The 11,880-nt window shown below is 69.2% G+C and carries 10 protein-coding genes; 1 reads left to right on the top strand and 9 read right to left on the bottom strand.

What is annotated here, in order from left to right:
• Positions 1 to 31: 31 nt before the first annotated feature.
• Positions 32 to 634 carry a TetR/AcrR family transcriptional regulator gene (locus tag AU195_RS13295; protein ID WP_059159543.1) on the top strand — a complete coding sequence of 201 codons (603 nt, stop codon included), beginning with the start codon at positions 32 to 34 and terminating at the stop codon, positions 632 to 634.
• On the opposite strand, the gene AU195_RS13290 is transcribed toward AU195_RS13295, so the two are convergent.
• From AU195_RS13290 to AU195_RS13250, 9 genes are all read right to left on the bottom strand, one after another.
• Positions 631 to 1,401 (bottom strand): enoyl-CoA hydratase, encoded by a 771-nt coding sequence (locus tag AU195_RS13290; RefSeq protein WP_059159713.1) that lies wholly within the window; start codon positions 1,399 to 1,401, stop codon positions 631 to 633. The two genes, AU195_RS13295 and AU195_RS13290, sit on opposite strands and share 4 nt — an antisense overlap.
• An 88-nt stretch (positions 1,402 to 1,489) precedes the next feature.
• A complete protein-coding gene (gene nuoN, locus AU195_RS13285; RefSeq protein ID WP_059159712.1) occupies positions 1,490 to 3,022 on the bottom strand; it encodes an NADH-quinone oxidoreductase subunit NuoN in 1,533 nt (510 codons plus the stop codon).
• A gap of 38 nt (positions 3,023 to 3,060) precedes the next feature.
• Entirely contained in the window at positions 3,061 to 4,620 is a 1,560-nt protein-coding gene (locus AU195_RS13280) for an NADH-quinone oxidoreductase subunit M (RefSeq protein WP_059159542.1), read from the bottom strand.
• A complete protein-coding gene (gene nuoL / locus AU195_RS13275) occupies positions 4,614 to 6,497 on the bottom strand; it encodes an NADH-quinone oxidoreductase subunit L (protein ID WP_059159541.1) in 1,884 nt (627 codons plus the stop codon). The genes AU195_RS13280 and nuoL overlap by 7 nt, the downstream gene beginning before the upstream one ends.
• 103 nt (positions 6,498 to 6,600) lie before the next feature.
• Entirely contained in the window at positions 6,601 to 6,900 is a 300-nt protein-coding gene (nuoK, locus tag AU195_RS13270; RefSeq protein WP_059159540.1) for an NADH-quinone oxidoreductase subunit NuoK, read from the bottom strand.
• On the bottom strand, positions 6,897 to 7,652 hold the full coding sequence (locus tag AU195_RS13265; RefSeq protein WP_059159711.1) for an NADH-quinone oxidoreductase subunit J: 756 nt from the start codon (positions 7,650 to 7,652) through the stop codon (positions 6,897 to 6,899). Before AU195_RS13265 ends, nuoK begins: the two co-directional genes overlap by 4 nt.
• 11 nt (positions 7,653 to 7,663) lie before the next feature.
• The gene (gene nuoI, locus AU195_RS13260) at positions 7,664 to 8,188 is read right to left on the bottom strand and encodes an NADH-quinone oxidoreductase subunit NuoI (protein ID WP_059159539.1); all 525 of its coding nucleotides are present in this window, start codon (positions 8,186 to 8,188) and stop codon (positions 7,664 to 7,666) included.
• Positions 8,181 to 9,431 carry an NADH-quinone oxidoreductase subunit NuoH gene (nuoH, locus tag AU195_RS13255; RefSeq protein WP_059159538.1) on the bottom strand — a complete coding sequence of 417 codons (1,251 nt, stop codon included), beginning with the start codon at positions 9,429 to 9,431 and terminating at the stop codon, positions 8,181 to 8,183. Before nuoH ends, nuoI begins: the two co-directional genes overlap by 8 nt.
• Positions 9,428 to 11,821, bottom strand: coding sequence for an NADH-quinone oxidoreductase subunit G (locus AU195_RS13250; RefSeq protein ID WP_059159537.1), 2,394 nt, complete (start codon positions 11,819 to 11,821; stop codon positions 9,428 to 9,430). Before AU195_RS13250 ends, nuoH begins: the two co-directional genes overlap by 4 nt.
• Positions 11,822 to 11,880 lie beyond the last annotated feature (59 nt).

Genomic DNA, 11,880 nt, shown 5'->3' with positions numbered 1-11,880 from the left:
CCGGCCGAATTACGATACGATCAGTAGCGTTATGAAATCAGACACACCTGCGGTTGGCAAGGTCCAGGCCGCGGGCCGTCCGCGTGACCCGCGAATCGACGCTGCCATACTGCAGGCCACTGCGGATCTTCTTGTGCAAAACGGTTATTCGAGTCTGACGATGGCCGCCGTCGCCGACCGCGCCGGCACCACCAAGACCGCGATCTACCGCCGGTGGTCGAGTAAGGCGGAGCTGGTGCACGAGGCGGCGTTCCCCGCCGCGCCGACCGCGCTCGTCACCCCGGCCGGCGACATCGCCGCCGACGTGCGCGCGATGATCAGCGCCGCCCGCGACGTGTACGTCAGGCCGGTCGTCCAGGCGGCGCTGCCCGGGCTGATCGCCGATATGGCCGCTGACCCCGAACTCAACGCGCGGGTGCGGGAGCGGTTCACCGACACGTTCGCGGCGGTGCGCACCCGGCTCGCAGATGCGGTTGCGCGCGGTGAGGTGCAGGCCGACGTCGACCCCGACCGCCTGATCGAGGTGATCGGTGGCGCGACCATGCTGGGACTGTTGCTGCGTCCCGACGGCGGCCTCGACGACGAGTGGGTGGAGCAGACGAGCGCGATCGTCACCCGCGGTGTGGTGGCCTAATCGTTTGCGATCTGTGCGCGGTTGCGGGCAGTGACGTTGTCGAATCGCGCACTGAGCCCGGTGAAGTCGCGGGCCTGCGACCCCGCGATGTCCTGTTCGGCGGCCAGGGCGGGGGAGATGACGGGCTCGGTACCGCGGGTGTAGATCTCCTTGAGTCCCGCCATGGTCGGCGCGGGCACCTCGGCGATCTGGGTGGCCAGTTCGATGGCCCGGTCGAGCAGCCCGTCGTGGGGCACCACCTCGGTCACCAGGCCGATCCGCTCCGCCTGCTCGGCGCCGACCACCTCACCGGTCATCGACAGCCGACGCGCCATCGCGGCGCCGACCACCTGCGGCAGCCGCGCGGTCATCCCGCCGCCGGGCAGGATGCCGACGCGGGCGTGCGTGTCGGCGAACACCGCGCGCTGCGAGGCGATCAGGAAGTCACACCCCAGCGCCATCTCCAGCCCGCCGGTGAACACCGCACCGTTGACCGCCCCGATGATCGGGGTGCGCATCTGAGCGACCCGGGTGATGCAGCTCTGCGATTGGAACTCGGCGAAGTACTCTGTGCCGTCGCGGGCGGCCTCTTTGAGGTCGACGCCCGCGCAGAAGGCCGGGTCGGCCCCGGTGAGCACCACGGCGTGCACCGACTCGTCGTCGTCGGCCTCGGACAGCGCCGCGTAGAGCCCGCGAATGAGGTCGCGGCTGAGCGCATTGCGTGCCTCGGGGCGGTTCATGGTCAGCAGCCGAACGTGGTCGATGTCGGCCACCTGGACGAGCGTCATGGTGTCCATCCTCTCGCCGGATTCGACGTTTCGGCCGGATTCACTCGCACTTTCGCGCCCAAACGTTCGTTTGGGCGAAAACCGGATGCTAGTGGAGGAACTGGTCGGCGCCGTTGGCCAGGTCGAGCAGCGGTTGCGGCAGCGCGCCGAGCGCCAGCGTCACCGCGGCGGTCACGGTGACCGCGGCCGTGGTCAGCCCACTGGGCACGACGATCTGCGGTGCGTCGGCGGGCGGATCGGTGAAGAACATCAACACGATCACCCGCACATAGAAGTAGGCGGCGACCGCGCTGGCGATCACGCCGACCACGACCAGCGGTATCGCCCCGCCCTCGCCGGCCGCCTTGAACACCGCGAACTTGCTGACGAAGCCGCTGGTCAGCGGGATTCCCGCGAACGCCAGCAGGAACAGCGAGAACACCGCGCCGACAAGCGGATTGCGCCTGCCCAGCCCCGCCCAGCGGGTCATCGCGGTCTCCTCCTGCCCGTCTGCGTCGCGCACCAGGCTCACCACCGCGAACGCCCCCACCGTGGAGAACCCGTACGCGAACAGGTAGAACAGCACCGACGACAGGCCCGGCCGGTTCTCGGCGATCACGCCGGTGAGGATGAATCCGGAGTGGGCGATCGCCGAGTACGCGAGCATCCGCTTCACGTCGGTCTGGGTCACCGCCGTCACGGTGCCCACGACCATGGTCAGGATCGCCACCGCCCACAGCACCGGGCGCCAGTCGTCGCGCAGTTCGGGCAGGGCCACGTAGAAGATCCGGAGCAGGGCGCCGAACGCCGCGATCTTGGTGGCGGCCGCCATGAACGCGGTCACCGGGGTCGGCGCACCCTGGTACACGTCGGGGATCCACGAGTGGAACGGCGCCGCCCCCACCTTGAACAGCACCCCGACCAGGATCAGGCCCGTACCGGTCAGCGCCAGCGACGTCGTGCCGGTGTCCTCGGCGACCGCGGCGGCGATCCCGCGAAGGTCGAGCGTTCCCGCGTAGCCGTACAGCATCGCGACGCCGTAGAGGAAGAACGCCGAGGAGAACGCGCCGAGCAGGAAGTACTTGAGCGCGGCCTCCTGCGACAGCAGGCGACGGCGGCGCGCCAGCCCGCACAGCAGGTACAGCGGAAGCGAGAGCACCTCGAGCGCGATGAACATGGTGAGCAGGTCGTCGGCGGCGGGGAACAGCAGCATGCCCGCGACGGCGAACATGGTCAGCGGGAACACCTCGGTCTGCGCCACCCCGGCGCGGGTCGCCACCCGCTCGGCGACGCTGCCCGGCACCGCCGAGGCCTGCGGGGTGAACGCGTCGAGTCCGCCTGCGGCGCCGCCGTTCTCGGTGTTCACCGGAATCTGGCGTTCCGCGATCAGCAGGATGCCGAGGACGGCGACCAGCAGGATGGTGCCCTGCAGGAACAGCGCCGGCCGGTCGATCACCACCGACCCCATCACGGCGGGCCGGCCGATCTCGCCGGGCATCTGCCGGACCACCACGACGACGGCAGCGATCGCGGCGACCGTGGCGCCCAGGGCGAGCGTGAGCTGTGCCGCGTAACGGCTGCGCCTGGGCAGGAACGCCTCGATGAGCACCCCGGCGATCGCGGCGCCCACCACGATCAGCATGGGGGAGATCAGGCCGTATTCGACGGTGGGGGTGGGGATCACGGTGCGCCCTCCGCGAATGTCGGCGTCGGGTCCGGTTGGTTGATGGTCGTCAGCGTGTGCCCGACCGCCGGGTCGATCACGTCCAGCGCGGGTTTCGGATACACACCCAACACCAGCAGGAGCACGATCAACGGTGTGACGACGACGAGTTCACGCGGCACCAGGTCGCGCAGCCGCTCGTTGCCTTCGGTCACCGGGCCGGTCATCATCCGCTGATACATCCACAGCACATAGACCGCGGAGAGCACCAGTGCCGTGGCCGCCAGCACCGCCAGGACGGGATAGCGGGTGAACGTGCCGATGAGCACCAGGAATTCACTGATGAACGGCGCCAACCCGGGCAGCGACAACGTCGCCAGACCCGCGACGAGGAATGTGCCGGCCAGCACGGGCGCCACCTTCTGCACGCCGCCGTACGAGGCGATGAGACGCGAACCGCGCCGCGACACGAGGAAGCCCGCGATGAGGAACAGCGCCGCGGTGGAGATGCCGTGGTTGACCATGTAGAGCGCCGAACCGGACTGCCCCTGGCTCGTCATCACGAAGATGCCGAGGATGATGAACCCGAAATGCGAGATCGAGGTGTAGGCGATCAGCCGCATCACGTCGGTCTGGCCGATCGCGACCACCGCGCCGTAGACGATGCCGATCACCGCGAGCGTGATGATCACCGGACGGAACAGCGTTGCGGCGTCGGGGAACAACTGCAGGCAGTACCGGAGCATGCCGAACGTGCCGACCTTGTCCATCACCGCCATCATCAGCACGGCACTGGCCGGGGTGGCCTCGACCGCGGCGTCGGGCAGCCAGCGGTGCAGCGGCCACAGCGGTGCCTTCACCGCGAACGCGAACATGAACCCGAGGAACATCAGATTCAGTAGCGCGGGATCGACCACGAAATCCCCGGCGGCGACGGCGCCGACGATCGCCCGGAAGTCGAAGGTGCCGGCCTCGAATGCGTCGCTGGCCGCCGTGGTGACGTACAGCCCGATCACCGCGGCAAGCATGATGAGGCCGCCGAACAGGTTGTACAGCAGGAACTTCACCGCCGCCCTCGACGACACCGCACGATCGGTACCCATTCCGAACCCGCCGATGAGGAAGTACATCGGGATCAGCATGGCCTCGAAGAACACGTAGAACAGCAGCACGTCGAGCGCCACCAGCGACATGAAGACCATGCCTTCGACAGCCAGGGTCAGCGCGAGATAGGTGTGCACCGAGCGGTTCTGCGGCGCGCTGTCGGCGTCGTTCCATCCCGCGACGATCAGCAACGGCACCAGCACCGCGGTCAGCACGATCAGCGCCAGCGCGATCCCGTCGACGCCGAGGATGTAGCCGGTGCCGAACGACGGTATCCAGCGCCGGGATTCGACGAACTGGTACTGCTCACCGCTGGGATCGAATCCGACGGCGATGACGGCGGTGACCGCGAGCGCCACCAGCGACACCGTCAGCGCCACCCACTTCGCCGGCGCCCGCCGGGGCATCAGCATCACCGCTCCGGCGCCGACGATCGGCGCCGCCCACAGCACGCTCAGCCAGGGAATCACCACAGGTTCACCGCCAGGATCGCCGCCACCACGAGCGCCGCGCCGCCGAGCATGCCCAGCGCATAGGACCGCGCGAATCCGGTTTGCACACGGCGCAATCCGTCCGATGCGCGGGCCACCAGTGCGGCGAGGCCGCTCGCCGCGCCGTCGACCGCCCGGTCGTCGAACCCGACCATGCCCGCCGTCACCGCCTGACCGGGCCGCATGAACACGGCCTCGTTGAGCGCATCGCCGTAGAGATCCCGGCGCGCGGCGACGGTCAGCGCCGAACCCGCGGGGACGTCGGCGGCCACCTCGCGTCTGGCGTACATGCGGTAGGCGATCGCGATGCCCACCGCGACGACCGACAGGATGATGATGGTGGCCACGACCACGGGCACCGCGTGCGCCTCCTCGTGGGTGCCGACGACCGGTTCGAGCCAGTGCGACAACGTGCCGCCGACCGCCAGCAGCCCACCCGAGACCACCGAGCCGACGGCCAGCACGATCATCGGCGCGGTCATCACGACGGGCGCCTCATGCGGATGCACGATGGTCTCGGCCCAACGCTTCTCACCGAAGAACGTCATCAGCATCACGCGGGTCATGTAGAACGCGGTGATACCGGCGCCCAGGATCGCGGCGCCGCCGAGGATCCAGCCCTTCACGCCACCGGCACCCAGCGCGGCTTCGATGATTCCGTCCTTGGAGAAGAAACCGGCCAGCGGCGGCACCCCGATGATCGCGAGATAACCCAGCCCGAACGTGGCGAACGTGATCGGCAGCGCCTTGCGCAGACCGCCGTAACGGCGCATGTTCACCTCGTCGTCCATCGCGTGCATGACCGAGCCGGCGCCGAGGAACAGTCCGGCCTTGAAGAAGCCGTGCGTCAGCAGGTGCATGATCGCGAACGCGTATCCGGCCGGGCCGAGCCCGGCGGCGAGCACCATGTAGCCGATCTGGCTCATCGTGGACGCGGCCAGCGCCTTCTTGATGTCGTCCTTGGCGCAGCCGATGATCGCGCCGAACAACAGCGTGACGGTGCCGACGATGACGACGCCGAGCTGCGCGGTCGGCGCCAGGTCGAAGACCGGCCCGGACCGCACGATCAGATACACGCCGGCGGTGACCATGGTGGCCGCGTGGATGAGCGCCGACACCGGCGTCGGGCCCTCCATTGCGTCGCCCAGCCAGGACTGCAGCGGCACCTGCGCGGACTTACCGCAGGCGCCGAGCAGCAGCAGCAGGCCGATCGCGGTGAGTGTGCCCTCGCCGAGTTGCGGTGCGGCGCCGAACACCTGAGCGAACGACACGGAACCGACGGTGGCGAACATGACCATCAACGCGATCGCCAACCCCATGTCGCCGACGCGGTTGACGATGAACGCCTTCTTCGCGGCGGTCGCCGCCGACGGTTTGTGCGACCAGAACCCGATCAACAGGTACGACGCGAGGCCGACACCCTCCCAGCCGACGTAGAGCCCGAGGTAGTTGTCGGCGAGAACCAGCAGCAGCATCGCGGCGAGGAACAGGTTGAGGTAGGCGAAGAACCTCCTGCGGCCGGGGTCGTGGGCCATGTACCCGATCGAGTACACGTGGATCAACGAGCCCACTCCGGTGATCAGCAGCACGAAGCACATCGACAACTGGTCGAGTTGCAGCCCGAAGTCGACCTGCAGCTCGCCGACCGGCACCCATGAGAACAGCGCCTCGTGCAAGGCGCGGTCCTCGGCGGGGCGGCCGAGCATGCCGGTGAACAGGACCGCCCCCACGACGAACGACGCCACCGCCGCTGCGGTGCCCAGCAGGTGACCCCACCGGTCCGACCGGCGCCCGGACAGCAGCAGCACGACGGCACCGGCCAGCGGCAGCGCGATCAGCAGCCACACCCCAGTGGTCATCGGCGCCTCAATGCAATCTCTTCTTCGCGCAAGCGCTCATCAGTGCCTTCTCTTCTTCGCGCAAGCGCTCATCAGTGCCTTCTCTTCTTCGCGCAAGCGCTCATCAGTGCCTCAGCAGGTTGGCGTCGTCGACCGAGGCCGACCGGCGGGCCCGGTAGATGGTCATGATGATGGCCAGTCCGATGACCACCTCGCACGCTGCGACCACCATGGTGAAGAAGGCCACCACCTGGCCGTCGAGGTGGCCGTGCATGCGCGAGAACGCCACGAACGCGAGGTTCGCCGCGTTGAGCATCAGCTCCACGCACATGAACACCACGATGACGTTGCGCCGCAGCAACACCCCGGCCGCGCCGATGGTGAACAGCAGCGCGGACAGGTACAGGTAGTTGTCGGGGTTCACCGGTGGCCGTTCCTTCCGTTCTCCGACGGTGGCACCTCACGTGGCTGCAGGATCGTGCTGACCGACGACTTCGCACCGCTGCCGTCCGGCAGCCGACCGGGCATGTCGACGGCGTTGTGGCGGGCGTACACACCGGGATTGGGCATCGGGGTGGGGTGACCGCCGTCCTGGAAGCGTTCGATGGACAGTTCCCGCTGCGTCTTGCGGTGTTCGAAGCGTTCCCGGTGCGCGAGCACCATGGCTCCGAGTGCCGCGGTGATCAGCAGCGCACCGGTGAGCTCGAACGCCCAGAGGTAGCGGGTGAAGATCAGCGCCGCCAACCCCTCGACGTTGCCGCCGCTGTTGGCGTCGGGCAGACCGGTGAATCCGGCTGTCGAGACGGTGCCGATGCCCGCGATCAGCAGGACGCCGAACCCGATGCCGACCACGATCGCCGCAACCCGTTGTCCGCGAATGGTTTCCACCAGCGACTCCGACGAGTCCACGCCGACGAGCATCAGCACGAACAGGAACAGCATCATCACCGCGCCGGTGTAGACGACCACCTGCACGACCCCGAGGAACAATGCCTCCTGGGCGATGTAGAGCACGGCCAGCGCGATCATCGTGGTCGCGAGGAAGATCGCCGAGTACACCGCCTTAGGCGCCGAGACCACACCGAGCGCCCCGATCAGTGCGATACCGCCGACGACCCAGAACACGACGGCCTCGCTGGTGGAGGTGCGTGACGCGCCGTCCGCGGCGAGCAGCATGACCTCCGGGCTCACCGGATGTCCTCGGTGACTGGCCCGATGCGACCCAGGTAGTAGTCGTCGTCGGTGGCGCCGGGCGCCATCGGATGCGGCGGCGCCAGCATGCCTTCGCGCAACGGTGCGAGCAGTTTGTCCTTACCCCAGATCAGGTCCGCCCGGTTGTCGTCGGCCATCTCGTAGTCGTTGGTCATCGTCAGGGCGCGGGTCGGGCACGCCTCGATGCACAGACCGCATCCGATGCAGCGCAGGTAGTTGATCTGGTAGACGCGGCCGTAACGCTCGCCGGGGGAAAAGCGTTCGTCGGCGGTGTTGTCGTCACCCTCGACGTAGATCGCGTCGGCCGGGCAGGCCCAGGCGCACAGTTCGCAGCCGATGCACTTCTCGAGACCGTCGGGGTACCGATTGAGTTGGTGACGACCGTGATAGCGGGGAGCGACCGGACCGGGTTTCTCCGGATACTCCTCGGTGATCGGTTTCTTGAACAGCGTGCCGAACGTCACGGCGAAGCCGGCGACGGCGTCCCACAGCTTAGGCATCTGTCGTCTCCCTGCTGTCGGCCGCGCGCGTGGTGGGCGCGCCGCCGGGTATCGGCGGAATCGGGAACACGTCCGCGGCGGTGCGCTCGGGCACCGTCCGGTCGGCACGGAATCGCATGGTGCGCCACAGGATGGCGGCGAGCACGAACGTCAGTCCCGTGCCCGCGATCAGCAGACCGCTCGCCCAGCCGCCGTGGCCGGTGCTCCGCAGGCTGTGCGTCGTCGCGACGATCATGATCCAGGCCAGCGACACCGGGATCAGCAGCTTCCACCCGATCGCCATGAACTGGTCGTAGCGCAGCCGCGGCAACGTGCCCCGCAACCAGATGTAGAGGAACAGGAACGCCCACACCTTGGCGGTGAACCACAGCAGGGGCCACCATCCGCTGTTGGCGCCGTCCCACAGGCTGATCGGCCACGGCGCGTGCCAGCCGCCCAGGAACATGGTGGTGGCCAGCGCCGAGACCGTCGTCATGTTGACGTACTCGGCGAGCATGAACATCGCGAACTTCAGCGACGAGTACTCGGTGTGGAAACCGCCCACCAGTTCGCCCTCGGCCTCGGGGAGATCGAACGGCGCACGGTTGGTCTCGCCGACCATCGACGTCACGTACACCAGGAACGACGGCAGCAGCAGGAAGACGTACCAGGTCGAGCTCTGGGCGGCGACGATGCCCGAGGTGGACATCGTGCCTGCGTAGAGGAAGACCGTCGCGAACGACAGCGCCATCGCGATCTCGTACGACACGACCTGCGCGCTCGAGCGCAGGCCGCCCAGGAGCGGGTACGTCGACCCCGACGCCCACCCGGCGAGCACGATGCCGTACACCCCGACGGAGGTGACGGCGAGAATATAGAGCACCGCCACCGCGAGATCGGTCAGCTGCAGCGCCGTGCGGTGCCCGAACACCGACACCTCTCCGCCCATCGGGATCACCGCGAACGCGAGGAACGCCGGGATGACCGAGATCACCGGGGCCAGAAGGTAGATCGGCCTGTCGACGCCCGCGGGGGTGATGCCCTCCTTGAGGGCCAGCTTGATGCCGTCGGCCAGGGACTGCAGCAGACCCTTGGGGCCGACCCGGTTGGGACCGAACCGCATCTGCATGCGGCCCAGCACCTTCCGCTCGATCAGGATCGCGGCCAGCACCGTGAGAACCAGGAACGCGAAGACGCCGACGGCCTTGGCGAGGATCAGCCACAACGGGTCGTTGCCGAAGAGCGTGGGGTCGGGGTGGGTCACGGGGCGGCCCGCCCGATCGAGACGACGGCGCCGGTGCTCACGCCGAGTTGGCGGTGCACCTGCGAGCCGGGGGAATTCAGCGGCAGCCAGACGACGCCGTCGGGCATGTCGGCGACGGCGAGTGGGAGCGTGATCTGTCCGCGCTCGGTGCCGACGGTGACCAGCTCACCGGGCGCCGCGCCGATGGCGTGCGCGGTGGGTCCGGACAGCCGGACGACGGCGGGCGGCGCGGTGCCCGCCAGATACGGTTCCCCGTCCTGCATCCGCCCGAGGTCGAGCAGCAGCCGCCATCCCGTCAGCACCGCCTGCCCGGCCCCGATCTCCGGCGGCGCCGCCGCCTCGTGTTCGCACGGCGGCCGTGGACCGTCCCACCAGCCCAGCCGGGCCAGCTCCTCTCCCGCGGCCTGCGCATCCGGCAGGCCGAGGTGCACGCCCATCTCGTCGGCCAGGAAGTTGAGCACCCGCAGGTCGGGGATGGCGTTGGTCTGCAGCGCCGGACCGAACGAGCGCAGACGGCCCTCCCAGTCGAGGAACGCCCCGGCCTTCTCGGCCACCGGCGCCACCGGGAACACCACGTCGGCGGCGCGGGTGACGTCGCTGTCGCGCAGTTCGAGGCTCACCACGAACGGTACGGCCGCCAGCGCGGCGAGGGCGGCGTCCGGATCCGGCAGATCGGTCACGTCGACGGCGCCGCACACCAGCGCGCCCAGCTCGCCGGAGCGCGCGGCGTCGAGTATCGCGCCGGTGTCGCGTCCGGGGATGTGCGGCAGGTCGTCAATGTGCCAGGCGGCCGCCAGCTGGGCGCGAGCGGTGCCGTCGGTGACCGGACGTCCGCCGGGCAGCAGGGTCGGCAGCGCGCCGGCCTCGACGGCGCCGCGCTCACCTGCGCGGCGCGGGATCCACGCCAGACGGGCCCCGGTGGCGGCGGCCAGCCGGGCGGCCGCGGTCAGCGCACCCGGCGCGGTGGCCAGGCGTTCACCGACGAGGATCACCGCACCGGGCAGACGCAGCAGCGGCTCGTCGGTCAGCCCGGCGAGCGCGGCGGATTCACCGCCGGGCGCGGCGGCGACGAGGCGGCCGGACAGCTTCGTCAGTCCGCGGCCGGCGAACGGCGCGACCGAGAGCACCTGCAGTCCGTGTTTGCGGACGGCCTTACGCAGTCGCAGGAACACGATCGGCGACTCGTCCTCGGGCTCGAACCCGGCCAGCAGGACCGCGGGTGCGTTCTCCAGGTCGGCGTAGGTGACCTGCATCGGCCGGGCCGCCACGTGGGCGGTGAGGAAATCGGCCTCCTCGCCGCTGTGCGGCCGCACCCGGAAGTCGATGTCGTTGGTGCCGAGCACCATCCGCGCGAACTTCGCGTAGGCGTACGCGTCTTCGACGGTGGCCCGTCCACCCACCACCACACCGGCCCGGCCGTCGGCGGCGGCCAGCCCGGCGGCCGCGACGGCGAGCGCCTCCGACCACGACGCCGGCCGCAGGGCGCCGTCCGCGTCGCGGACCATCGGCGTGGTGATGCGGTCACCGACGGAGGTGTAGGTGAACGCCCAGCGGCCCTTGTCGCAGTTCCACTCCTCGTTGACCTGCGGGTCGTCGCCGGCCAAGCGGCGCAACACCTTTCCGCGGCGATGGTCGGTGCGCTGCGCGCAGCCCGAGGCGCAGTGCTCACACACGCTGGGGGTGGACACCAGATCGAACGGCCGCGCCCGGAACCGGTACGCGGTCCCCGTCAGCGCGCCGACGGGACAGATCTGCACGGTGTTACCGGAGAAGTAGGACTGGAACGGTTCCCCTGGGGCGATACCGACCTGTTGCAGCGCACCGCGTTCCAGCAGGTCGATGAACGGGTCACCGGCGATCTGCTGGGAGAAGCGGGTGCAGCGCGCGCACAGCACGCAGCGTTCCCGGTCCAGCAGGACCTGGGAGCTGATGTTGATCGGCTTCGGGAACGTGCGTTTGACGTCGGTGAAGCGGGTCTCGGCGCGGCCGTTGGACATCGCCTGGTTCTGCAGCGGGCATTCGCCGCCCTTGTCGCACACGGGGCAGTCGAGCGGATGGTTGATCAGCAGCAGTTCCATCACACCGCGCTGGGCCTTGTCGGCGGCTTCGGAGCTGAACTGCGTGCGCACCACCATGTCCTGACTCACCGCGGTGGTGCACGACGCCATCGGTTTGCGCTGGCCCTCCACCTCGACGAGACATTGGCGGCACGCGCCGACCGGGTCGAGCAGCGGGTGGTCGCAGAACCGTGGGATCTGGATGCCGATCAGCTCGGCGGCCCGGATCACCAACGTGCCCTTGGGCACACTGACCGTGACACCGTCGACGGTGAGCTCGACCATGTCGACCGGCGGTGCGCTCGGCGTTCCGGTGTCGGCGGTCTGCGTCATCGGCGGCACCTCATCGCTCGGGGATACGCCGAGCGTGCGCTCAGTGCGAATTTCGGGCC

Source organism: Mycobacterium sp. IS-1496 (assembly GCF_001499995.1).
In the GTDB taxonomy this organism is placed as follows: Bacteria; Actinomycetota; Actinomycetes; order Mycobacteriales; family Mycobacteriaceae; genus Mycobacterium.
The sequence above is the reverse complement of the archived record's forward strand: the minus strand, read 5'-3'. Positions and strand labels throughout refer to the sequence as shown.